This window comes from Echinicola jeungdonensis (assembly GCF_030409905.1).
Taxonomy (GTDB): Bacteria; Bacteroidota; Bacteroidia; order Cytophagales; family Cyclobacteriaceae; genus Echinicola; species Echinicola jeungdonensis.
Map to the genome: position 1 here is coordinate 756,396 of NZ_JAUFQT010000001.1, position 24,112 is coordinate 780,507.

32 protein-coding genes are annotated in these 24,112 nt (G+C 40.9%); all 32 read right to left on the minus strand.

Going from position 1 to position 24,112, the window contains the following annotated elements; all coding sequences use genetic code 11:
- Nucleotides 1-117 (minus strand): 50S ribosomal protein L36, encoded by a 117-nt coding sequence (gene rpmJ / locus QWY93_RS03205; RefSeq protein ID WP_009034194.1) that lies wholly within the window; start codon nt 115-117, stop codon nt 1-3.
- Nucleotides 118-123: 6 nt separating this feature from the next.
- Entirely contained in the window at nt 124-342 is a 219-nt protein-coding gene (gene infA, locus QWY93_RS03210; protein WP_186754549.1) for a translation initiation factor IF-1, read from the minus strand.
- 2 nt (nt 343-344) lie between these two features.
- Nucleotides 345-1,118 (minus strand): type I methionyl aminopeptidase, encoded by a 774-nt coding sequence (gene map / locus QWY93_RS03215; RefSeq protein WP_290246747.1) that lies wholly within the window; start codon nt 1,116-1,118, stop codon nt 345-347.
- Nucleotides 1,119-1,121: 3 nt separating this feature from the next.
- Entirely contained in the window at nt 1,122-2,438 is a 1,317-nt protein-coding gene (secY, locus tag QWY93_RS03220) for a preprotein translocase subunit SecY (RefSeq protein WP_290246748.1), read from the minus strand.
- Nucleotides 2,439-2,441: 3 nt separating this feature from the next.
- Complete coding sequence (rplO, locus tag QWY93_RS03225) at nt 2,442-2,888, minus strand: 50S ribosomal protein L15 (protein ID WP_290246749.1); 447 nt, start codon at nt 2,886-2,888, stop codon at nt 2,442-2,444.
- 2 nt (nt 2,889-2,890) lie between these two features.
- Nucleotides 2,891-3,070, minus strand: a complete 180-nt coding sequence (rpmD, locus tag QWY93_RS03230; protein ID WP_290246750.1) for a 50S ribosomal protein L30 — start codon at nt 3,068-3,070, stop codon at nt 2,891-2,893.
- Nucleotides 3,071-3,074: 4 nt separating this feature from the next.
- Nucleotides 3,075-3,593, minus strand: a complete 519-nt coding sequence (gene rpsE / locus QWY93_RS03235; RefSeq protein WP_290246751.1) for a 30S ribosomal protein S5 — start codon at nt 3,591-3,593, stop codon at nt 3,075-3,077.
- A 5-nt stretch (nt 3,594-3,598) separates the two neighbouring features.
- Nucleotides 3,599-3,949: a 50S ribosomal protein L18 gene (rplR, locus tag QWY93_RS03240; RefSeq protein WP_290246752.1), complete on the minus strand. Its 351-nt coding sequence runs from the start codon at nt 3,947-3,949 to the stop codon at nt 3,599-3,601.
- Between the two features lie 7 nt (nt 3,950-3,956).
- On the minus strand, nt 3,957-4,514 hold the full coding sequence (rplF, locus tag QWY93_RS03245; protein ID WP_290246753.1) for a 50S ribosomal protein L6: 558 nt from the start codon (nt 4,512-4,514) through the stop codon (nt 3,957-3,959).
- 9 nt (nt 4,515-4,523) lie between these two features.
- Nucleotides 4,524-4,919, minus strand: a complete 396-nt coding sequence (gene rpsH / locus QWY93_RS03250; protein WP_290246754.1) for a 30S ribosomal protein S8 — start codon at nt 4,917-4,919, stop codon at nt 4,524-4,526.
- A gap of 82 nt (nt 4,920-5,001) precedes the next feature.
- Nucleotides 5,002-5,271: a 30S ribosomal protein S14 gene (gene rpsN, locus QWY93_RS03255; RefSeq protein WP_290246755.1), complete on the minus strand. Its 270-nt coding sequence runs from the start codon at nt 5,269-5,271 to the stop codon at nt 5,002-5,004.
- 3 nt (nt 5,272-5,274) lie between these two features.
- Nucleotides 5,275-5,835: a 50S ribosomal protein L5 gene (gene rplE / locus QWY93_RS03260; RefSeq protein ID WP_290246756.1), complete on the minus strand. Its 561-nt coding sequence runs from the start codon at nt 5,833-5,835 to the stop codon at nt 5,275-5,277.
- Nucleotides 5,828-6,172: a 50S ribosomal protein L24 gene (rplX, locus tag QWY93_RS03265; protein ID WP_290246757.1), complete on the minus strand. Its 345-nt coding sequence runs from the start codon at nt 6,170-6,172 to the stop codon at nt 5,828-5,830. Before rplX ends, rplE begins: the two co-directional genes overlap by 8 nt.
- A 2-nt stretch (nt 6,173-6,174) precedes the next feature.
- Nucleotides 6,175-6,543 (minus strand): 50S ribosomal protein L14, encoded by a 369-nt coding sequence (gene rplN / locus QWY93_RS03270; protein ID WP_290246758.1) that lies wholly within the window; start codon nt 6,541-6,543, stop codon nt 6,175-6,177.
- 2 nt (nt 6,544-6,545) lie between these two features.
- On the minus strand, nt 6,546-6,806 hold the full coding sequence (gene rpsQ / locus QWY93_RS03275) for a 30S ribosomal protein S17 (RefSeq protein ID WP_290246759.1): 261 nt from the start codon (nt 6,804-6,806) through the stop codon (nt 6,546-6,548).
- Nucleotides 6,807-6,813: 7 nt separating this feature from the next.
- Nucleotides 6,814-7,008 carry a 50S ribosomal protein L29 gene (gene rpmC / locus QWY93_RS03280; protein WP_290246760.1) on the minus strand — a complete coding sequence of 65 codons (195 nt, stop codon included), beginning with the start codon at nt 7,006-7,008 and terminating at the stop codon, nt 6,814-6,816.
- Between the two features lie 7 nt (nt 7,009-7,015).
- A complete protein-coding gene (gene rplP / locus QWY93_RS03285; protein ID WP_290246761.1) occupies nt 7,016-7,435 on the minus strand; it encodes a 50S ribosomal protein L16 in 420 nt (139 codons plus the stop codon).
- Nucleotides 7,436-7,459: 24 nt separating this feature from the next.
- Nucleotides 7,460-8,188: a 30S ribosomal protein S3 gene (gene rpsC / locus QWY93_RS03290; protein ID WP_290246763.1), complete on the minus strand. Its 729-nt coding sequence runs from the start codon at nt 8,186-8,188 to the stop codon at nt 7,460-7,462.
- A 9-nt stretch (nt 8,189-8,197) separates the two neighbouring features.
- The gene (gene rplV, locus QWY93_RS03295) at nt 8,198-8,587 is read right to left on the minus strand and encodes a 50S ribosomal protein L22 (RefSeq protein ID WP_290246764.1); all 390 of its coding nucleotides are present in this window, start codon (nt 8,585-8,587) and stop codon (nt 8,198-8,200) included.
- A gap of 2 nt (nt 8,588-8,589) precedes the next feature.
- A complete protein-coding gene (gene rpsS, locus QWY93_RS03300) occupies nt 8,590-8,868 on the minus strand; it encodes a 30S ribosomal protein S19 (protein ID WP_290246765.1) in 279 nt (92 codons plus the stop codon).
- Between the two features lie 2 nt (nt 8,869-8,870).
- Nucleotides 8,871-9,695, minus strand: coding sequence for a 50S ribosomal protein L2 (rplB, locus tag QWY93_RS03305; RefSeq protein ID WP_290246766.1), 825 nt, complete (start codon nt 9,693-9,695; stop codon nt 8,871-8,873).
- A gap of 13 nt (nt 9,696-9,708) precedes the next feature.
- Nucleotides 9,709-9,996, minus strand: a complete 288-nt coding sequence (gene rplW / locus QWY93_RS03310) for a 50S ribosomal protein L23 (protein WP_290246768.1) — start codon at nt 9,994-9,996, stop codon at nt 9,709-9,711.
- A 4-nt stretch (nt 9,997-10,000) separates the two neighbouring features.
- Entirely contained in the window at nt 10,001-10,630 is a 630-nt protein-coding gene (rplD, locus tag QWY93_RS03315) for a 50S ribosomal protein L4 (protein ID WP_290246769.1), read from the minus strand.
- Between the two features lie 4 nt (nt 10,631-10,634).
- Nucleotides 10,635-11,267, minus strand: coding sequence for a 50S ribosomal protein L3 (gene rplC, locus QWY93_RS03320; RefSeq protein WP_290246770.1), 633 nt, complete (start codon nt 11,265-11,267; stop codon nt 10,635-10,637).
- Nucleotides 11,268-11,520: 253 nt separating this feature from the next.
- Nucleotides 11,521-11,826, minus strand: coding sequence for a 30S ribosomal protein S10 (gene rpsJ / locus QWY93_RS03325; RefSeq protein ID WP_290001741.1), 306 nt, complete (start codon nt 11,824-11,826; stop codon nt 11,521-11,523).
- Between the two features lie 12 nt (nt 11,827-11,838).
- A complete protein-coding gene (fusA, locus tag QWY93_RS03330) occupies nt 11,839-13,962 on the minus strand; it encodes an elongation factor G (RefSeq protein WP_290246771.1) in 2,124 nt (707 codons plus the stop codon).
- Between the two features lie 5 nt (nt 13,963-13,967).
- Entirely contained in the window at nt 13,968-14,435 is a 468-nt protein-coding gene (rpsG, locus tag QWY93_RS03335; RefSeq protein ID WP_290246772.1) for a 30S ribosomal protein S7, read from the minus strand.
- 24 nt (nt 14,436-14,459) lie between these two features.
- Nucleotides 14,460-14,843, minus strand: a complete 384-nt coding sequence (gene rpsL, locus QWY93_RS03340; RefSeq protein WP_290246773.1) for a 30S ribosomal protein S12 — start codon at nt 14,841-14,843, stop codon at nt 14,460-14,462.
- A gap of 100 nt (nt 14,844-14,943) precedes the next feature.
- Nucleotides 14,944-15,273, minus strand: a complete 330-nt coding sequence (locus tag QWY93_RS03345) for a DUF3467 domain-containing protein (RefSeq protein ID WP_290246774.1) — start codon at nt 15,271-15,273, stop codon at nt 14,944-14,946.
- A gap of 67 nt (nt 15,274-15,340) precedes the next feature.
- Nucleotides 15,341-19,654 carry a DNA-directed RNA polymerase subunit beta' gene (gene rpoC, locus QWY93_RS03350; RefSeq protein WP_290246775.1) on the minus strand — a complete coding sequence of 1,438 codons (4,314 nt, stop codon included), beginning with the start codon at nt 19,652-19,654 and terminating at the stop codon, nt 15,341-15,343.
- Between the two features lie 50 nt (nt 19,655-19,704).
- Nucleotides 19,705-23,580, minus strand: a complete 3,876-nt coding sequence (rpoB, locus tag QWY93_RS03355; RefSeq protein ID WP_290246776.1) for a DNA-directed RNA polymerase subunit beta — start codon at nt 23,578-23,580, stop codon at nt 19,705-19,707.
- A gap of 153 nt (nt 23,581-23,733) precedes the next feature.
- A complete protein-coding gene (gene rplL / locus QWY93_RS03360; protein ID WP_290246777.1) occupies nt 23,734-24,111 on the minus strand; it encodes a 50S ribosomal protein L7/L12 in 378 nt (125 codons plus the stop codon).
- Nucleotide 24,112: the final 1 nt, after the last annotated feature.

Genomic DNA, 24,112 nt, shown 5'->3' on the forward strand with positions numbered 1-24,112 from the left:
TTAACCTTGTCTTTGTTTAAACTTAGGATTTTTCTTGTTGATGACGTAAAGCTTTCCTTTTCTTCTAATTACTTTACAGTCCACACTTCTTTTTTTAATAGATGCCTTTACCTTCATGACATTTTATTTATACCGATAAACAATTCTTCCTTTGGACAAATCATATGGAGACATTTCCAGCTTCACCCTATCACCTGGAAGGATTTTTATATAATTCATCCTCATCTTTCCAGAAATATGGGCGATCAACTGATGGCCGTTCTCCAATTCCACTTTAAACATCGCGTTGGATAACGCTTCTATTATTGTACCATCTTGTTCTATAGATGCCTGTTTAGCCATATTTAGAATTTAAAGTTTTCTTCTATGTACTGATGTGTTGTTAGAATTTCAGTCCGGTCTTCAAATATCGCAATGGTATGTTCAAAGTGTGCAGATGGTTTTCGATCCGCTGTACGGATGGTCCAACCGTCCCTTTCCTGAACTACATTCCGGGTACCCAAATTTACCATTGGCTCAATGGCAATGACCATACCGTCTTTCAACAGTGGCCCACTGCCTCTTTTACCATAATTAGGAATTTCAGGTGCCTCATGAAGGCTTTTTCCAACACCATGGCCAACCAATTCCCGAACTACGGTATAGCCTTTGGCTTCTACGTATTTTTGGATGGTATGACCTACATCTCCTACCCGGTTGCCAGAAGTGGCTTTTTCTATGCCCAGATAAAGAGAAGCTTTGGTGTCTTTGAGTAATGACAATACTTTTGGAGAAACTTCACCGACAGGGTAAGTATAAGCTGAATCGCTATGAAAACCTTGGTGAAAGACTCCACAATCTATTGAGATTATATCGCCATCTTTCAATACATAATCACTCGGAAAACCATGCACAACTACTTCGTTGACAGATATACAGAGTGATGCGGGAAAACCACCGTACCCTTTAAATGAGGGGATACCTCCATGGTCCCTGATAAATTCTTCTGCTATTTTATCTAAGTATGAGGTCTTTACCCCAACTTTGACTTCTTTGGCTATTTCGCCATGAGCCTTTCCTAAAATTTGAGCACTTTCTTTAATCAACTGGACTTCTTCCGAAGTCTTATAATGTATCATATTTTATGCTACAGCGTAATTTGAAGGATTGTCTTTTACATTTCCACTTTTCATCATTCCTTCATAGTGCCTCATTAATAGATAGCTTTCAATTTGTCTCAATGTATCCATGATCACGCCTACCATAATTAATAAACTGGTACCGCCATAGAACTGGGCAAATTGATTTCCTACTCCAGCAATCATAGCAAAGGCTGGCATGATAGCTACCAAAGCCAATAGAATAGATCCTGGAAGTGTGATTCTAGAAATAATATTATCAATAAAATCAGCAGTAGGAGCACCTGGTTTTACACCGGGTACAAATCCACCATTCCTTTTCATATCCTCAGCTATTTGCTCTGGATTTACTGTAATAGCAGTATAGAAAAAGGTAAACAGGATTATCATAACACCAAACACCAAATTATACTGCCAGGAAGTAGGGTTACTGAAGGTACTACCAATATAGCTGGCGATATCACTTTCTGCTGACCAAATTTGAGCAATCAAAGCAGGCAAAAACATCAATGATTGAGCAAAGATGATAGGCATAACTCCAGAGGCATTTACCTTTATCGGAATATATTGTCTTTGTCCTCCGTATACTTTACCCCCAACAACCTGTTTTGCATATTGAACGGGAATCCTTCGTGTTGCTTCTGTAAGGGCTACTACCCCTACCACAACAAAGAACAAAACAAAAAACTCAATAATCAGCAATAATGCTCCGGAAGTACCTTTACTTACAATTTCACCTAAAATAGCTCCGGGAAGGCTGGAAATAATACCGATCATAATCAACATGGAAATACCATTCCCAATACCTTTTTCGGTGATTTTTTCTCCAAGCCACATGCAGAACATGGTACCAGCAGATAACAATACCAAGGAACTGAACATAAATAAAGCTTTGCTCACCATGATAGCTTCATTAGGAATAGTGGCTGTAATATAACCGATACCCTGCGCTATGGTGATCAAAATGGTCAGTACCCTGGTGATTTGATTTATCCTTTTTCTACCAGATTCTCCTTCTTTTTGAAGTTTCTGGAAATAAGGCACTCCAACAGTTAATAATTGCAACACAATGGATGCAGAAATATACGGCATAATACCCAACCCAAAGATGGATGCATTACTAAATGCTCCACCAAGGAAGGTATCAATTAGGCCAAATATCCCTTCTGAAGAACCAGACAATTGATTAGGATCCACTCCGGGCAATACAATAAAAGAACCAAGTCTGAATACAATCAAAAATCCAACTGTATTCAGAATTCGGGTTCTTAAATCTTCAATAGAAAAGATATTCTTAACTGTTGAAATAAACTTTTTCATTGGTTATATCTTGTTAACAGTGCCACCCACTTTCTCAATTGCTTCTACTGCGGATGCAGAGAAATAATGGGCACTTACGTTTAATTTGGCCGTAAGTTCGCCTCTTCCTAGGACTTTTACAACATCTTTTTTGGAAACCAATCCATTTTCTACCAGGGTTTCTACAGAAATTTCCTCAACCTTAAGTTTATCAGCGAGTTCCTGTAGAGCATCCAAATTGATAGGTTTAGTTTCAATGCGGTTTAAGCTTTTAAAACCAAATTTAGGAACTCTTCTTTGAAGAGGCATCTGCCCACCTTCAAATCCAAGTTTATAAGAATATCCTGATCTGGATTTGGCTCCTTTATGACCTCGGGTAGAAGTTCCACCTCTACCGGATCCTGGACCTCGGCCAATTCTTTTTCGGTTCTTTACAGAACCTTCAGCAGGTTTTAAAGTATGTAGTTTCATAATTAGGCTTCCTCCACTTTTACAAGGTGACTAACTTTTCTTATCATTCCGGCAATTTGTGGAGTATCATCTACTTCCACAAATTTATTGATCTTACCAAGTCCTAAAGCCTGAATAGTAGCTTTCTGGTCTTTTGGCCGACTAATAGTGCTTTTGATCTGTGTTATTTTTACCTTTGCCATTTTCTTACCCGTTAAATACTTTAGACAATTTAACACCACGTTGCTGGGATACGGCGATGCCATCTCTCAATTGAGAAAGGGCTTCAATGGTAGCTTTAACCACATTGTGCGGATTGGAAGATCCTTTAGACTTAGCCAAAACATCTTTTACCCCTGCACTTTCAAGTACAGCACGCATCGCACCACCAGCGATCACACCGGTACCAGGAGCACCTGGTTTGATCAGCACCAAGCCACCACCATATTTTCCAGTAGATTCGTGAGGAATGGTACCTTTCAAAATCGGCACTTTCACCAAACTTTTCTTGGCATCTTCTATACCTTTAGTGATAGCATCAGTCACCTCATTTGCCTTACCAAGACCAAAGCCTACTATACCGTTACCGTCACCTACTACAACAATTGCAGAAAAAGAGAATCTTCTACCACCTTTTACCACTTTGGCTACTCGGTTGATCGCTACTACTTTTTCTTTAAGCTCTGTATCTGTTGCCCTAATGGGTTTTCTTTTTACTTGGGACATAATCATTAAAATTTAAGGCCACCTTCCCTTGCACCTTCAGCAAGAGCTTTAACATTACCATGAAACAAGTAGCCACTTCTATCAAAAACTACTTCTGCAAATCCATTTGCAACCGCTCTCTCCGCTAATTTCTTACCTACTTCTTTAGAAACAGTCACATTGGCATTTTTTGTTGCACCTAATTCCTTAGAAGAAGCATGCGCAAGGGTATGACCTTTGAGGTCATCGATTAGCTGCGCATAAATTCCTGTGTTGCTCTTGTACACTGACAAACGGGGTCTTTTATCAGTACCGGAAATCTTTTTCCTGATACTCCTTCTGATCCTAAGTCTTCTTGAATTCTTATTAAAAGCCATCTCTCAATTATTTTTTAGCGGCAGTTTTACCAGCCTTACGTCTAACTTGTTCACCTACAAAGCGAATACCCTTTCCTTTGTATGGTTCTACCTTACGTAGAGACTTGATTTTGGCAGCAACTTGCCCGATTAATTCCTTATCAATGCCTTCCAAAGTTACCACAGGGTTCTTACCTTTTGGGGTTTCAGCCTTAACAGCAATATCTTGAGGAAGTGCAAAATAAATATTGTGTGAGTAACCAAGAGAAAGCTCCAATACTTGTCCCTGATTGGTTGCCTTATAACCTACCCCTACTAGTTCCAACTCCTTCTTGTATCCCTCACTCACACCAACTACCATATTATTGATCAATGCCCGGTACAAACCATGTAATGATTTGTGACGCTTAGATTCAGTTGGTCTGGCAAGAACAACTTGATTGTCCTCCAATTTAACTGTAATGTCGGGATTCACATCCTGAGATAGTGTACCTTTGGGACCTTTAACAGTGACTACATTATCTGTGGCCACGTCTACAGTAACACCCGCTGGTATATTTATTGGTTTTTTACCTATTCTAGACATAACGGTTAATTAATATACATAACAAAGTACTTCTCCGCCTACACCTTCTGTACGCGCTTCCTTATCAGTCATCACACCTCTAGAGGTGGAGATAATTGCAATACCGAGGCCATTGATTACCCTTGGAAGGGTTTCATGCTTCGTGTATTTTCTCAAACCTGGCTTACTTACCCTTGAAAGTTTTACAATTGCATTTTGCTTGTTGACAGGATTATATTTCAAAGCAATTTTAATGGTACCCTGAGGTCCATTATCTTCAAATTTGTAGTTTTGAATATATCCCTTGTCATGAAGTACCTTTGTAATCTCCTTCTTGATATTGGAAGCAGGTATCTCAACGATACGGTGAGATGCCTTTATGGCATTTCTCAACCTGGTTAAATAATCAGCTATTGGATCAGTCATATTAATATAAGCCTAACTGTACGCTATTTTAAGCGTGCAAAGTTACACATTGATTCTTAGAATAAAAACTTTTATCTGATTTTTACCAGCTCGCCTTAGTTACACCAGGAATTTTACCTGCAGCAGCCATCTCTCTAAAGGTAACCCTGTTGATACCGAACTTCCTCATATAACCTTTAGGACGACCGGTAAGCTTACATCTATTGTGCAACCTAACTGGAGAAGCATTTTTTGGTAATTTATCCAAAGCTTCATAATCTCCGGCTGCTTTTAGTTCAGCTCTTTTTTTGGCGTACTTGGCTACAAGACGTTCTCTTTTCCTTTCACGAGCTTTAATCGACTCTCTTGCCATAATTTATTCTTCTTTATTAAAGTTTACAAAAGGCATCCCGAAAGCTTTCAATAAAGAATAGCTTTCTTCGTCAGTATTGGCTGTGGTCACAAAAGTGATATCCATACCCGTAATTCTGTTTACCTTATCAATACTGATTTCAGGGAAGATAATTTGCTCAGAAATACCCAATGTATAGTTACCTCTACCATCAAATCCTTTATCACTGATTCCTTTAAAATCCCTTACACGAGGAAGGGCCACAGTCATCAAACGATCAAGAAATTCGTACATTTTGTTACCTCTTAGGGTAACTTTTGCACCGATGGGCATCCCTTCTCTCAACTTGAAGTTGGAGATGGAATTTTTTGCCTTAGTGGACACAGCTCGCTGACCTGTTATCAAGCTAAGCTCTTCAACACCTTGGTCAACTAACTTTTTATCAGCCACCCCTGCACCGATACCTTTATTGATCACAATTTTAACCAACTTAGGCACCTGCATTACTGAAGCATATTCGAACTTGGTCTTCAGTTCAGGAGCAATGTCATTTAAATATTTATCTTTTACTCTAGGATTAGCCATTGATCACCTCCCCGGTTTTCTTAGAATATCTAACTAATTTACCATTTTCACCTTTTTTTCTTCCAGTACGGGTAGCCTCCCCTGATTTAGGGTCAACCAACATCAGGTTACTAATGTGAATGGCAGCTTCTTTCTTTTCGATTCCACCTTGAGGATTGGTCGCTGTGGGCTTCACATGTTTTGTCACCATGTTAAGACCTTCCACAATTGCCCTTCTTTTTTCCAGGTTTAGCGAAAGTACTTTACCAGTTTTACCTTTATCATCTCCGGCCAATACCTTTACGGTATCTCCACCTTTGATGTGCAATTTTGGTTGCTTGTTATTTTTTCTTTCCATGATTACAATACTTCAGGTGCCAAAGATACAATCCTCATAAATGCCTTCTCTCTCAATTCTCTGGCTACCGGGCCAAAGATACGAGTACCTCTTGGCTCGTCATTATTATTCAAAAGAACTGCAGCGTTGTCTTCAAAACGGATATAAGATCCGTCTTTTCTTCTGACTTCTTTTTTCGTTCTAACAATTACCGCTTTTGAAACGGTACCTTTTTTCATATTGCTGGAAGAAAGAGCTGTTTTTACAGTTACAACAACCTTATCACCGATGGAAGCATATCGCTTCTTGGTTCCTCCCAGTACCCGGATCACAAGCACTTCTCTTGCACCTGAGTTATCCGCTACACTTAATCTGGACTCTTGCTGTATCATGATTATTTAGCTCTTTCTAATATTTCAACTAATCTCCAACGCTTATTTTTACTCAGCGGACGAGTTTCACTAATTTTAACGAGGTCTCCTTGTCCACACTCGTTTTTCTCGTCATGAACCACAAATTTAGTCGTCTTAGCAACAAATTTACCGTAGATTTCATGTTTTACCCTTCTTTCTACAGCTACAGTGATGGACTTATCCATCTTGTTGCTGACTACTTTACCTATTCTTTCTTTACGTAGATTTCTCTCAGTAGCCATCTTCTTCTTATTTAGCTGATTGTTTTGCTGTCAAAAAAGTTTTTAATCTAGCGATCAACTTTTTTGTTTCCCTTATTCTGTTAGGATTCTCGATTGGAGAAACTGCATGAGCAAAACGCAATTTGGTTAATTTTTCTTGCTCAGCGGCAATACGCTCATTGATCTCACTCACGGAGAGTGCGTTAATTTCAGAGTTTTTCATAGTTATCTTATCCCGCGTAATCCCTACGCACTATAAATTTTGTACTAACTGGTAACTTCTGTTGAGCTAATCGAAGTGCTTCCTGGGCAAGTTCTTTGCTAACTCCTGTAGCTTCGAAAAGGATGGTTCCTGGTTTAATTACTGCAACCCAATATTCAGGGGCTCCTTTACCTTTACCCATACGTACCTCTGCAGGCTTCTTGGTAACGGGTTTGTCAGGGAAAATCCTGATCCATACTTGACCTTCTCTTTTCATTGCCCTCGTCATCGCGATACGTGCCGCTTCGATTTGACGGGAAGTTATCCATCCTGCTTCAAGAGACTTGATACCAAAGTTCCCGAAAGCGAGCGTATGCCCCCTTTGCGCGATTCCTTTGATACGCCCCTTTTGCATTTTTCTATATTTAGTTCTTCTTGGCTGTAACATGATTTCTCACTTAGGTGGTGAAAATTAGTTATTTCTCTTTCTTCTCTTAGGTCCGCCTTCTCTTCTTCTTCTTCCGGCTCCTCCGGATTTTTCATTGGCTATTCCGGCATTTGGAGAAAGGTCTCTCTTTCCGTAAACTTCACCTTTGAAAATCCAAACTTTAATACCGATGATTCCGTAGATAGTAGCGGCTTCAGAAATGGCATAGTCGATGTCAGCTCTCAATGTATGCAAAGGAATTCTACCTTCTTTGTACATTTCAGATCTTGCCATCTCAGCTCCACCAAGACGTCCAGAAAGTTTAATTTTAATTCCCTCCGCACCTACTCTCATGGTAGCCGCGATGGATTGTTTCATTGCTCTCCTAAAGGAGATTCTGGCCTGAAGTTGTTGAGCTATAGATTCTCCTACCAATTTGGCATCCAGTTCAGGCCTTTTGATCTCAAAAATATTGATCTGAACATCCTTGTTGGTAAGCTTTTTCAGCTCTTCTTTCAATTTATCGACTTCGGCACCACCTTTACCGATAACTACTCCTGGACGGGCAGTATGAATAGTAAGGGTGATTCTTTTAAGGGTCCTTTCGATGATAACTTTGGCTATGCCCCCCTTAGGGATCCTGGCATAAACGTATTTTCTTATCTTCTGATCCTCATAAAGCTTGTCGGCAAAATCCCTGCCGCCATACCAATTAGAATCCCAGCCCTTTATGATACCAAGTCTAAGACCAATAGGGTTAACTTTTTGTCCCATATTCTAATCTTAATTAGCGTTTTCTTTTGTTTCTACTTCATCAGCGGTAACTTCTGAGTTGAACGCATCAACAATCAAAGTTACATGATTTGATCTTTTACGAATTCTGTGGGCCCTACCCTGGGGAGCAGGTCTAAGTCTTTTTAGCATACGACCACTATCCACTTGAATGGTCTTCACATAAAGATCCGCTTCTTCAAGTTTCAGGTCCGGATTCTTGGCCTGCCAGTTGGCTACAGCAGAAAGCAGCAGTTTTTCCAACCTGATCGAAGCATGATTAGGCGTAAACTTCAATACACTCAATGCACTTCCCACTCGCTGCCCTCTAACCAGGTCGGCTACCAGGCGCATCTTACGAGGCGATGTAGGAACGTTATTTAATCTTGCTATTGCTTCCATGATTATCTTCTTCCTTTATCTTTTTTGGCGATGTGACCTCTAAAGTTCCTGGTAGGGGCAAATTCTCCTAATTTGTGACCTACCATATTGTCTGTAATAAACACAGGAATGAACTTATTACCGTTATGCACTGCAAAGGTATGGCCTACAAAATCCGGAGAGATCATGGATCTCCTTGACCAAGTCTTGATTACAGACTTCTTGCCGGATTCGTTCATTGCATCTACTTTCTTGGCAAGGTAATGGGCTATATAAGGACCTTTTTTTAATGAACGTGCCATAATTATTTAGATCTTTTACTTACAATAAACTTATTTGAATACTTTTTGGGCGATCTGGTTTTCTTACCTTTAGCAAGTACACCAGTTCTGGATCTTGGATGTCCTCCGGAAGCGCGGCCTTCACCACCACCCATTGGGTGATCAACAGGGTTCATGGCAACACCTCTTACTCGTGGACGTCTTCCTAACCATCGGTTTCTACCGGCTTTACCCAAAACTACGTTCATATGGTCCGCATTGGATACAGTCCCAATGGTAGCCAAACATACTCCCAACACATGCCTCATTTCACCTGAAGGCAATTTGATGGTTACATATTTACCTTCTCGGGCAACCAATTGTGCATAACCTCCTGCACTTCTTACCATAGCTGCACCCTTACCAGGCTTCAATTCCACATTGTGGATAATGGTACCTAAAGGAATGTTCATCATAGGAAGAGCATTTCCAACCTCAGGAGGCACATTCTCGCCAGCAATAACCTGCTGTCCTACTTGCAAACCTTCTGGAGCGATAATATAAGATTTCGCACCATCTGCATAGTACAACAATGCCAAACGTGCTGTTCTGTTAGGATCATATTCGATCGCTTTTACAGTCGCAGGCACATTTTGTTTATTTCGCTTAAAGTCAACTACCCTAAGCCTTCTCTTATGACCACCTCCCAAATAACGGGCGGTCATCTTACCTGAATTATTTCTACCGCCTGATTTCTTCAACGGAGCCAATAGGGACTTCTCTGGGCTTGACTTGGTAATCTCGTCAAACGCAGGTGCCATCCTATTTCTGGTACCGGGAGTTACAGGCTTTAATTTTTTAACTGCCATGATTCTGATTCAATTAAATTTCTCCGTAAAAGTCAATTACTTCTCCATCCGCCACTTTTACAATTGCTTTTTTGTAAGCATTAGTGTAACCGGATACTACTTTGGTTTTGGTGTATCTTGTTTTATGCTTCCCAGCATACCTCATGGTTCTTACACCTACCACTTTTACACCAAACATTTTCTCTACGGCTGCTTTGATCTCTGGCTTCTTTGCAGTCTTCTCAACAACAAATCCATACACTCCCTGCTCATTCAACGCAGAAATCTTTTCCGTAATCAAAGGCTTCTTTAGTATATCCATTGTCTTACTTCGATAAAAGGTTTTCTAACTTACTTACGGAACCTTCACAAAGCACCAAAGTATCTGCGTGCAACAATTCGTAAGTATTTACATCATTTACTGTGATCACGCGTGCCTTGGGCAGGTTGCGGCTAGACAGATAAACATTCTTGTTGGTTTCTGGCAATACCAAAAGTGTTTTCTTGTCAGAAAGAGAAAGACCGCTCAACAAAGAAACATATTGCTTAGTTTTGATGCTGTCAAAACTAACATCTTCCAAGACCGTAACATTGTTTTCCTTCGCCTTATAAGTAAGGGCAGACTTTCTGGCCAATTGTTTTACTTTTTTGTTCAGTTTGAAAGAGTAGTCTCTTGGTCTTGGACCAAACACCCTACCTCCTCCTCTGAACAAAGGAGATTTTATAGAACCTGCTCTGGCTCCACCTGTACCTTTTTGTTTCTTTATCTTCTTGGTTGATCCAGCTATTTCAGCCCTTTCTTTTGACTTATGTGTTCCCTGTCTTTGGTTGGCCAAAAACTGCTTCACATCCAGGTAGATGGCATGATCATTAGGCTCGATCGCAAATACCGCATCAGAAAGCGATACTTTCCTACCTGTTTCTTCACCGTTATGTTTTAATACTGCTAATTCCATGTGCTTACTTCTCTAAAATAACGAAAGAATTTTTTGGACCTGGGACAGAGCCACTCACTAGGATCAAGTTCTTTTCAGGATAGACTTTCAACACCCTCAGGTTCAATACTTTTACTCGGCTTCCACCAGTTCTTCCGGCCATTCTTAAGCCTTTAAAAACCCTGGATGGCCAAGAACATGCACCAATAGCACCTGGATGTCGCTGACGGTTATGCTGACCATGGGTGGAACCACCTACACCGCCAAAACCGTGACGTTTAACCACACCTTGGAAGCCTTTACCTTTAGAGGTTCCAATAGCATCAACGAAGTCTCCTTCTTCGAAAACTTCCCCGGCTTTCACGTCGTTTCCTAAGTCTACCTGTCCTTCAAATTCAACTCTGAAGTCTCTGAATTCTACAACTTTCTGTTTAGGGGTTGTTCCGGCCTTTTTAAAGTGGCCCAACAACGGCTTTGGCGTATTTTTCTCCTTACGCTCACCATAACCCAACTGAACAGCGCTGTACCCGTCTGTTTCTACATTTTTTACTTGCGTCACTACGCAAGGACCAGCTTCTATTAGCGTGCATGCGACATTTTGTCCATCGGCACTGAAAATGCTAGTCATTCCTACTTTTTTACCTATTATTCCAGACATCTTCTGTTATATAATATAATTATGCACAAGCATTTACACACTTGTGCCTTTTTAAGGACTGCAAAGTTAGTAATTTATAAACAGCTAACAAATTACAACTTATATATTTTCAAACATTTACGAGAAATATAATTTCATTTCAAGGCATTTCTCTTTATTTGAAAGCTGTTTATATCATAAAAGCATACCCCTGATAAAAGAAAAACCCATCCGCCGTGACGGATAGGTTTTCAGATTATATATGGTATTAGGATCAAACTTTGATCTCTACATCGACACCGCTAGGAAGTTCAATCTTCATCAAAGCATCTACAGTTTTGGAACTGTTAGAGTAGATGTCAACCAATCTTTTATAGGTACACAACTGGTATTGGTCCCTGGCTTTTTTGTTGACGTGTGGGGATTTTAGGACGGTAAATTTCTCTTTTTTGGTAGGAAGAGGAATAGGTCCAACTACTACAGCTCCTGTAGATTTTACAGCTTTAACGATTTTCTCTGATGACTTGTCCACCAGACTATGATCGTAAGACTTAAGTTTTATTCTAATTTTCTGATTCATGTTCAATTAATTTTAGGCTTTGGCTCCTTTTACTTCTGCAATTACGCTCTCTGCGATATTGTTAGGAACTGGCTCATAGTGAGAGAATGTCAAAGAAGCAGTCGCTCTACCAGAAGATATTGTTCTCAAGTCAGTGATATATCCGAACAATTCAGACAATGGTACAGCAGCTTTGATTACAGAAGATGTCCCTTTGGTATCCATCCCTTTCATCAAACCTCTTCTCCTGTTCAAGTCACCAGTAATAGGGCCGGTATAATCATCTGGAGTTACTACGTCTACAGACATTATAGGCTCCAGCAACTGAGGTTTGGCCTTTTTAGCTGCTTCTTTGAAACCTAATCTTGCAGCAAGTTCAAATGAAAGTGCATCAGAATCGACATCGTGGAAGGAACCATGGAAAAGCCTTACTTTCATAGCATCTATCGGGTAGCCTGCCAATGGACCATTTTTCATGGCTTCTTGGAACCCTTTCTGAATAGCTGGAATAAATTCCTTAGGAATCACACCACCTACGATATCATTCTTGAATTCCAATCCTGGTTTAATCTCGCCAGTTTCTTGATCTTTCTCTTTTGGTCCAAGTTCGAATACGATATCCGCAAACTTACCTTTACCACCTGTTTGTTTCTTATAAACTTCTTTGTGTTCAACTGTTCCAAACAAGGCTTCTTTATAGGCCACCTGAGGAGCACCTTGGGTGATTTCAACCTTAAACTCTTTCTTCAAACGATCAATGATAATATCCAGGTGAAGTTCGCCCATACCTCTAAGGATAGTTTGTCCTGTTTCGTGGTCAGTATTAACCTGAAGGGTAGGATCCTCTTCAACCAATTTGGTGATTGCCATAGTCAATTTATCCACGTCGGCCTTAGTCTTAGGCTCGATCGCGTATCCAATTACTGGCTCAGGGAAGATCATAGATTCCAATACTACCTTACGGTCTTCAGAACAAAGAGTATCACCAGTTTTGATATCCTTAAAGCCAACTACGGCACCGATATCACCGGCTTCAAGTCGGTCAATTTGATTTTGTTTATTGGCGTGCATCTGGAAAATACGAGAAATACGCTCTTTATTTCCAGACCGGCTATTGAACACATAGGAACCTGATTCCAGCACTCCAGAGTAAGCTCTTACAAAGCATAGACGACCTACGAATGGGTCAGTAGCAATCTTAAAAGCAAGACCTGCAAATGGCTCGTCACGATCAGGAGCAATAGCAATCTTTTTCTCCTCGTCATTCAGATCATTTGCGATCATGTCATGCTTGTCCAATGGAGAAGGAAGCAATTCCATCACCAGGTCCAGCATGGTTTGAACACCTTTATTTTTGAATGAAGAACCACATACCATGGGTACAATTTTCATATCAATGGTAGCAGCTCTCAAAGCAGTAAGAATTTCATCTTCGGTAATAGAGCTAGGATCATCAAAGAACTTCTCCATCAAAGACTCATCATATTCAGCTACCGCTTCAAGCAAATGCTCTCTCCATTCAGCAGTTTCTTCTTTAAGATCATCTGGAATTGGAACTTCTTCAAAGGTCATTCCCTTATCTTCTTCATTCCAGATGATGCCACGGTTGTTGATCAAGTCAATCACACCACGGAATCGGTCTTCAGACCCAATAGGAATTTGCAAAGGAACAGCGTAGCTACCTAGCATGTCCTTCACTTGTTTACATACGTCAAGGAAGTTGGCACCCGCACGGTCCATTTTGTTAACGAAACCGATACGAGGCACTTTATAGTTATCAGCTAGTCTCCAGTTAGTTTCAGACTGCGGCTCCACTCCGTCCACAGCACTAAATAAGAAGACAAGACCATCCAAAACACGCAGGGAACGGTTAACCTCAACGGTAAAGTCCACGTGACCTGGAGTGTCAATGATGTTTATTTGGTAATTATTATCTCTGTAAGGCCAAAATACGGTCGTAGCGGCTGAAGTAATGGTAATACCTCTCTCCTGCTCTTGAGACATCCAGTCCATGGTAGCAGCCCCATCGTGTACCTCTCCGATTTTATGGGAAACCCCTGAATAGTATAGAATCCGCTCAGTGGTTGTTGTCTTACCAGCATCGATGTGAGCAGCAATACCGATATTTCTTGTATATTTTAAATCTCTTCTTGCCATCCTAATTAAAATCTAAAATGTGAGAATGCTTTATTGGCTTCTGCCATTCTATGGGTATCATCTTTTTTCTTCACCGCGGCACCTTCACCTTTTGAAGCAGAAATAATCTCACCTGCAAGCCTATCCATCATAGTTTTCTCACCTCTTCTTCTGGCAAAAGTGATCATCCACTTGATTCCGAGTGAAGTCTTTCTTTCAGGCCTTACTTCCATGGGCACCTGGAATGTAGCTCCCCCAACTCTACGACTCTTCACCTCTACAGCTGGAGTTATATTGTTAAGCGCTTTTTTCCAAACCTCAAGACCATTCTCACCTAATTTCTCTTCTACTTTTTCAACTGCATCGTAGAAAATTTTGTAAGCAATACTCTTCTTCCCATCTACCATCAAGCAGTTCACAAACTTGGTCACCAAAGTATCATTGAACTTTGGATCAGGAAGAATATATCTCTTTTTTGGTTTCGCTTTTCTCATTACTAAATTGTCTTATGCTTTAAATTATTTTTTAGCGTCTTTTGGACGCTTGGCACCGTACTTAGAGCGACCTTGCTTACGGTCTTTTACTCCCGCGGTATCCAGTGCACCCCGGATAATGTGATAACGAACACCAGGAAGGTCTTTTACACGACCACCTCTGATCAGTACAATAGAGTGCTCCTGAAGGTTGTGGCCTTCTCCTGGAATGTAGGCATTAACCTCTTTTCCATTGGTCAATCTAACCCTTGCCACTTTCCTCATGGCTGAATTAGGTTTCTTTGGTGTGGTAGTGTACACCCTGGTACATACTCCCCTTCTTTGAGGGCAAGCATCCAAAGCCCTGGATTTGGACTTAGACTCTAGGGTGGTCCTACCTTTTCTAACTAACTGTTGTATAGTAGGCATTAACTGATAAAATTTAGAATACTTCTTTTAACATATGAAATTTGGATTGCAAAGGTAATCAAATAGGTAAAACAAACAAAGCTAAAGGGTTATATTTTCATTAGGCCTCTCCCAGTGTGCCTCCGAAATTCATAGGGAATTCAGGGGGCTCATTTCCTGACTCAATTTTCCCAAATGCCTTTTCATATTTTTCTACATTATCCTTCAAGGCATTCAACAAACGCTTGGCATGGTCAGGGGTCATAATGATCCGCGATTTTACCCGGGCTTTAGGAACTCCTGGCATCAACCGGATAAAATCAATGACAAACTCTGAATTGGAATGAGCAATCATGGCCAGATTACTATAAATCCCTTCGGCAACTTCATCAGACAGTTCTACATTTATCTGCTGATCTTCTTTTTGCTTTTTGTCTTTTTCGTCATCCATTTTTTTGAGGAGATTAAAAAAGGCCTGCATTTACTACAGGCCTTTTACGGATTTGATTATAGTCTTATTATTTCACCGCTTCTTTAGATTTGCGGCTGGCTTTTTCTTTATCTGAAGTAGTCAATTTCTCATACTCTTCTTGAGAACCTACAATAATATGATTAAATCGACGCTGACCAGTACCAGCTGGGATCAAATGACCCACAATCACATTTTCCTTCAGACCCAATAGCTCATCTCGTTTACCTCGGATGGCTGCCTCACTGAGCACTTTGGTAGTCTCCTGGAAAGAAGCTGCAGAAATAAAGCTTTCAGTACCCAAAGAAGAGGCCGTAATACCCTGAAGGGTAGGTTTGGAAACGGCTGTTTCAGCATCCCTCACTTGTACAAGTTTCATATCTTTACGCTTCAGGCTGGAGTTTTCATCTCTTAACCTTCTAACGGTAATGATCATACCTGCTTTCAAGGTGGAGGAATCTCCCGGATCCATTACGACCTTTTTATCCAAGATATTATCATTTTCCGCACGGAAAGCCCACTTGTCAACTACCTGTCCTTGAAGGAAGCCTGTATCCCCGGCATCAAGGATTTCAACTTTTTGCATCATCTGGCTAACGATCACCTCGATGTGCTTATCGTTGATTTTCACCCCTTGAAGTCGGTAAACTTCCTGAATTTCATTTACCAAGTATTCCTGAACTGCTGTTGGCCCCTTGATGGATAGTATATCATTTGGCGTAATAGCACCATCAGACAATGCCTCACCTGCACGGATAAAGTCATTTTCCTGAACAAGAATGTGCTTGGAAAGAGATACCATGTAACGTTTCTTCACTCCATCTTTGGATTCAATGAAAATTTCACGATTACCTCTCTTGATTCCACCATATGTAACTACCCCATCAATTTCAGATACTACTGCTGGGTTAGATGGGTTCCTGGCTTCAAACAATTCAGTTACCCTTGGAAGCCCCCCAGTAATATCCCGGGTTTTTCCTACCGAACGAGGGATTTTAACTAAAATCTGACCGGATTTCACTTTATCCCCCTCTTCAACTGCAAGGTGGGCACCTACTGGAATATTATATGATTTGGTTTCCCCTCCATAATTCACTACTACAGCAGGGTTTTTGGTTTTATCTTTGGTATCGATAATTACCTTTTCTTTATATCCAGTCTGATCATCGGCTACCTCTTTATAAGTAACCCCTTCGATAATGGATTCAAAGGAAACCTCTCCATCAAACTCAGACAAAATAACCGCATTGTAAGGGTCCCAAGTACACAGGGAATCACCTTTATTGATTTTTTGTCCATCTTTTACGTTTAGGATGGCACCATAAGGAACATGGTTAGCTACCAAAGTTTTGCCGGATTTGGAATCATTGATTTTGATTTCTCCGGATCTACCCATAACGACAGCTACATCATCTCCTTCTTTATTAGTGGTCTGAATCCATCTTAATTCTTCATCGAATTCAACTACACCATCAAACTTAGCATTGATACTTGCTTCAACGGAGATATTAGATGCTGTACCCCCTACGTGGAAAGTCCTCAAGGTAAGCTGGGTACCAGGTTCACCAATGGACTGGGCAGCAATAACACCTACAGATTCACCACTTTGAACAATGCTTCCTGTAGTCAGGTTACGTCCATAACATTTGGTACATACACCTCTTCTTGATTCACAAGTTAATACTGACCTGATTTCTACTTCCTCAAGAGAAGATTCATCTACCTTCTTGGCCAGTTCATCAGTGATTTCTTCACCGGAATTGATGATAACTTCTTCCGTTACCGGGTCAATTACGTCATGAACGGAAACCCTACCGACAATTCTTTCAGAAAGTGGTTCTACAATTTCATCATTGTCCTTCAATGCTTGAACAACCAAACCTCTCAAAGTACCACAATCTTCTTCGGTCACGATTACATCTTGGGCTACATCCACCAACCTTCTGGTCAAATACCCGGCATCAGCCGTCTTAAGGGCAGTATCTGCAAGACCTTTCCTGGCACCGTGGGTGGAGATAAAGTATTCCAATACATCCAACCCTTCTTTAAAGTTGGATAGAATTGGGTTTTCGATAATTTCTCCAACAGAACCCTGAAGGTTTTTCTGCGGCTTGGCCATCAGACCTCTCATACCACCCAACTGACGGATCTGCTCTCTAGAACCCCTGGCCCCAGAGTGCATCATCATATAGATGGCATTAAAACCTTGTTTATCCTCCTCCATCTGCTTCATAAGGATATTTGTCAGATTGGAGTTGGTTCTAGTCCAGATATCAATTACCTGGTTATATCTTTCATTATCAGTGATCAGCCCCATCAGGTAGTTGTTCCATACCTGATCTACTTCTTCTTTCGCTTTAGTGATTAATGGGTCCTTTTGTTCTGGAATAATAACATCGTTAAGCCCCATAGAAAGTCCACCTTGGTAAGCCATTTGGAACCCAAGATGCTTGATATCATCCAAGAACTTGGCACTTTTTGCTATACCACAGATTTTAACAACCTCAGCAATAATTTGCTGTAATCTTTTCTTGGTCAATAATTCATTGACATATCCCACTTCTTCAGGGACAAACTGGTTGAAGATGAGTCTTCCGGCTACGGTTTCTACGATCTTGTCTACCAGAGAGCCGTCTTCTTCCCGGACTTTAACCTTACACTTGATATGGGCATGTTGGGAAATTCTGCCTTCATTCAAGGCAATCACAACATCTTCCTCACCATAGAATGTCATTCCTTCTCCAGGTACAACTTCTTCTGTAGTTGATTTTTTGCCTTTGGTAACATAGTAAAGTCCCAATACCATATCCTGGGATGGTACGGTAATAGGAGCACCATTGGCAGGGTTAAGGATATTGTGGGAGGAAAGCATCAAAGTGGAAGCTTCCAAGATAGCTTCATGGCCCAATGGCACGTGAACGGCCATTTGGTCACCATCAAAATCAGCGTTAAAGGCTGTACACACTAATGGGTGAAGCTGGATAGCTTTTCCTTCTATCAGTTTTGGTTGGAATGCTTGGATACCCAACCTGTGAAGGGTTGGAGCCCGGTTAAGAAGTACAGGGTGTCCTTTCAATACATTTTCAAGGATATCCCATACTACAGGGTCTTTACGGTCCACAATCTTCTTGGCAGACTTCACGGTTTTAACAATACCTCTTTCAATCAGTTTCCTGATAATAAAAGGTTTGAAAAGCTCAGCGGCCATATTTTTTGGCAAACCACACTCATGAAGCTTCAATTCAGGACCTACCACAATTACAGAACGGCCTGAATAATCCACACGCTTACCAAGTAGGTTTTGACGGAAACGCCCTTGCTTACCTTTCAACATATCAGAAAGTGACTTTAAGGCTCTATTACCATCGGACCTAACAGCATTTACCTTCCTGGAGTTGTCAAACAAGGAATCCACAGCTTCCTGGAGCATCCTCTTTTCATTTCGAAGAATTACTTCAGGAGCTTTAATATCAATCAATCTTTTAAGACGGTTATTTCTGATGATAACCCTTCTATAAAGATCATTAAGGTCAGATGTTGCAAATCGCCCCCCATCCAAAGGAACCAAAGGTCTCAGTTCTGGCGGAATTACAGGAACCATTCTGATGACCATCCATTCCGGACGGTTTTCAATCCTTGTTCTTGCATCTCTGAATGCCTCAACGACTTTCAGTCGCTTTAAAGCTTCAGCTTTACGTTGCTGAGATGTATCGGTTGCAGCTTGGTGACGAAGGCTGTAAGAAAGCTCGTCAAGTTCCAATCTTGCCAACAACATTTCTATAGCCTCAGCACCCATTTTAGCGATGAACTTATTAGGGTCATCGTCATCGAGCATTTGGTTTTCTTTTGGAAGTTTGTCCATGATGTCCAAATACTCATCCTCTGTCAAAAAGTCCAGGTATTGCAGACCATCTTCCGCTTTGATACCAGGATTGATAACAGCGTATCTTTCGTAGTATACAATTTGATCCAGTTTCTTGGTAGGAAGGCCTAACAAGTAACCAATTTTGTTTGGCAGGGATTTGAAATACCAGATATGCGCTACAGGAACAACAAGCTCAATATGGCCCATTCTTTCCCTACGCACTTTCTTTTCAGTCACCTCTACCCCACATCTGTCACAAATGATACCTTTATATCTTATGCGCTTATATTTACCACAATGACATTCCCAGTCTTTGACAGGGCCGAAAATACGCTCACAGAACAATCCGCCCATTTCAGGCTTGTAGGTTCTGTAATTGATAGTTTCCGGCTGCGTCACCTCACCATGAGAGCTATCCAGGATGGATTCCGGAGAAGCCAAACTAATAGTGACTCTGGAAAAGTCGTTGTTTAGTTTTTTATTTTTTCTGAACGCCATAATTTGTATTGTGAGTATGTGAAGGGCCTTTCGGCCCAATATATTCTTTTTTAGTCAAGTGTGATTTCAAGTGCCAAACCTCTTAATTCATGAACCAATACATTGAATGATTCAGGAATATTTGGTTTAGGCAGGTTTTCACCTTTGACAATGGCCTCGTACGCTTTGGCCCTGCCTATCACATCATCTGACTTCACAGTAAGTATTTCTTGAAGCACGTGGGAAGCACCGAATGCTTCCAATGCCCAAACCTCCATCTCTCCAAATCGCTGACCACCAAACTGGGCTTTACCACCCAATGGTTGTTGCGTAATCAAAGAGTATGGACCAATGGATCTGGCGTGCATTTTGTCATCAACCAAGTGACCCAGTTTCAACATATAGGCAATACCTACGGTTACCGGTTGGTCAAACTTCTTACCAGTAAGGCCATCAAACAAGTGGGTCCTTCCGAAGGATGGCAATCCCGCTTCATCCAATTCAGCGGCCACTTCCTCAGTACTAGCTCCATCGAAAATCGGGGTAGCATACTTCTTACCAAGTTTATGTCCTGCCCAAGCTAATACAGTTTCAAAGATCTGTCCAATGTTCATCCTGGATGGTACACCCAGTGGGTTCAATACTATATCCATTGGGGTTCCGTCTTCCAAGAACGGCATGTCCTCATCACGAACAATTTTGGCTACAATACCTTTGTTTCCGTGACGGCCGGCCATTTTATCACCCACTTTCAGTTTACGCTTCTTAGCAACATAAACCTTGGCAAGTTGAACTATACCTGCAGGGAGTTCATCACCCACCTCCATGGTGAATTTATCTCTCTTAAATCTACCTGAAATTTCATTTCTGGTATTAGTATAGTTTTTTACCAACTGTTGGATCAAACTGTTGGTATGTTCATCATCAGTCCAATCATCCAGAATGATATCTGAAATCAAATTGGCTTCCTCAGGAACATTATAGTTGCTTTCATCCCTGTATGGATTTTTGGCAGGAAATAGGTTGTTTTCAATATTTTGAGCATTGAACTTCACACCTTTGCTGATAATCTCATCACCAAATTTGTGTTTCACACCTTGAGAAGTTTTTCCTTCAAGTAGAGAAAGCAACTTTCTGATCATCTTGGCTCTTACACCAAGCAATTCTTTGGTGTAGCTTTGCTTCAGCTTTTCAACTTCGGCTTTAGCCTTCGTTCTTAATTCCTTATCCTTTTTAGGTCTGGAGAACAGTTTGGTTTCGATTACCACACCATTTAATGAAGGAGAGGCTTTCATGGATGCATCCTTAACATCACCGGCTTTATCTCCAAAGATCGCTCTCAAAAGCTTTTCTTCAGGGGTCGGATCAGTTTCTCCTTTTGGCGTGATTTTACCAATAATGATATCTCCTTCTTTCAATTCAGCACCTATACGGATAATACCATTCTCATCCAGGTTTTTAACTGCTTCTTCGGAGACATTTGGGATTTCTGAAGTAAGCTCTTCTTCACCTCGTTTAGTATCCCTTACCTCCAGCTGGAATTCCTCGATATGGATAGAAGTAAAGATATCTTCTCTTACAACTCTTTCAGAAATTACGATCGCATCCTCAAAGTTATACCCTTGCCAAGGCATATAAGCAACTTTAAGGTTCTTACCCAAGGCAAGTTCACCTTGATTGGTTGAATAACCTTCCACCAATACCTGGCCTTTGGTCACTCTTTGACCTTTTAGAACAAGTGGCGTCAGGTTAATCGTAGTGTCCTGGTTAGTTCTTCTGAACTTAATCAGGTCATAAGTCTTATATTCATCATTGAAGTTAACCAATAACTCATCGTCTGTCAAATCGTATTTGATGACAATTTTCTTGGCGTCCACAAAGTCAATTACACCATCAGCCTCAGCAATTATCAGAGACCTTGAGTCCACTGCTGCTTTGGCTTCCAAACCTGTACCTACAATTGGAGATTCGGCTTTCAACAATGGAACAGCTTGACGCTGCATGTTGGATCCCATCAAGGCACGGTTGGCATCATCATGCTCCAAGAATGGAATCAATGAAGCTGCTACTGATACAATTTGGTTAGGTGCAACGTCCATGTAGCTGATTTCGGTAGGATCCAATACAGGAAAGTCACCTTCATATCTAGCTTTCACACGATCGTTTACAAATGCACCATCTCCTTTCAATGGGGCATTTGCCTGTGCAATGTTATTGTTGTCTTCTTCTTCAGCAGTAAGGAATACAATGTCGTCATGTTTCATTCCTACTTTGCCTTCTTTCACTTTTCTGTAAGGGGTTTCCAGGAATCCCATGGAATTTACCTTAGCGTGAACACAAAGTGAAGAAATCAATCCAATGTTCGGACCTTCCGGAGTCTCAATAGTACAAAGACGACCATAGTGAGTATAGTGAACGTCCCGAACTTCGAAACCAGCTCTTTCTCTGGAAAGACCACCAGGCCCCAAAGCAGACAACCTACGCTTATGGGTAAGTTCGGCCAATGGGTTGGTTTGGTCCATGAACTGGGATAGCTGGTTGGTTCCAAAGAAGGAATTGATTACAGAGGACAAAGTCCTTGCATTAATCAGGTCAACAGGTTTGAAATCCTCATTGTCCCTTACATTCATTCTTTCCCGGATGGTTCTGGCCATACGTGCAAGACCAACACCAAACTGGCTATATAATTGTTCCCCAACGGTTCTTACCCTCCTATTGCTCAAGTGGTCAATATCATCCACTACAGCTTTGGAGTTGATCAACCCGATCAGGTATTTAACAATGTTAATAATATCCTCAGTGGTAAGTACGATTTTATCCCTATCAATATCAAGACCTAGCTTTTTATTGATTCTGTATCGACCGACTTCACCAAGATCATATCTTTTATCTGAAAAGAACAGGCCGTGAATTACCTCCCTGGCAGTGGCTTCGTCAGGGGCTTCAGTATTCCTAAGCTGACGGTAAATAACCTCAACAGCTTCTTTTTCTGAGTTAGAATTATCTTTTTGTAGGGTATTGTAAATGATAGAATAATCGGAGATATTCACATCTTCTCTATGGAGAATAATGCTCTTGGCACCTGAATCCATGATCAAGTCAATATCCTCCTCAGAAAGGATGGAGTCTCTTTCCAGTAATACCTCATTACGGTCAATGGAAACCACCTCTCCAGTATCCTCATCCACAAAATCTTCCACCCAAGTTCTCAAAACACGGGCAGCTAATTTTCTACCTACTACCTTTTTAAGTTTATCCTTTTTGGATTCAACCTCTTCAGAAAGTCCAAACAGGTCCAATATTTCTTTATCAGACCCATACCCTATTGCCCTGAGCAGAGTTGTAACAGGGAATTTCTTTTTCCTGTCAATGTAAGCATACATGACATTATTAATATCGGTAGCAAACTCTATCCAAGAACCCTTGAAAGGAATAATTCTGGCAGAGTACAATTTGGTACCATTGGTATGCTTACTTTGGGCAAAAAACACACCCGGAGACCTGTGCAGCTGGGAAACAATAACCCTTTCAGCTCCATTGATCACAAAGGAACCTTTTTCGGTCATATAAGGTAGATTTCCCAAAAACACTTCCTGCTCAATCGTCTCGAAATCCTCATTGTCCTCATCCGAGCATAGCAAGCGAAGTTTAGCTTTCAGGGGTACAGAATAAGTTAGTCCCCTGTCAATACATTCGCCAACACTGTATTTTGGAGGATCCACTGCATAGTCAATAAATTCAAGGGTGAAATTTTCCCTGGAGTCACTGATAGGGAAATTTTCTGAAAACACCTTGAAAAGCCCATCCTGTCTCCTCTTTTCAGCGGGGGTATCCAATTGGAAAAAGTCTTTGAAAGATTGCAATTGAATATCAAGGAAATCCGGATAGTCTTTGACTATCTTAATAGATGAGAAACTTTTCCTTTCGGTTTGATTCTGGATAGCCAAGGCAGTATAAATTTATAGTGATAATTAATAACCAAATACGGCAATTGCCGATTAGAATAGTGCAATTTTATAGCTGCGCACAAACAGGAAAAGACCTGACTTAAAAGTCAGGTCTAAGCAATAACCTATACCTAATAGATTAGGTTATCCAAATTATTTAAGTTCTACTTCAGCACCAGCTTCCTCAAGTTGCTTCTTAAGTGCTTCAGCTTCGTCTTTTGCGATTCCTTCTTTGATAGCCTTAGGAGCTCCGTCAACTACTTCTTTAGCATCCTTAAGACCAAGACCAGTCAATTCTTTAACAAGCTTAACTACGGCCAATTTTTGTCCGCCAGCAGCTTTCAAGATCACATCAAAAGAAGTTTTTTCTTCTTCTGCGGCACCTTCGCCGCCACCACCAGCTACCATCACTGGAGCAGCTGCAGCAGCAGGTTCAATACCATACTCGTCCTTCAATATTTCGGCTAATTCACTAACCTCTTTAACAGTCAAGTTAACTAACTGCTCAGCGAATGCTTTAAGATCTGCCATT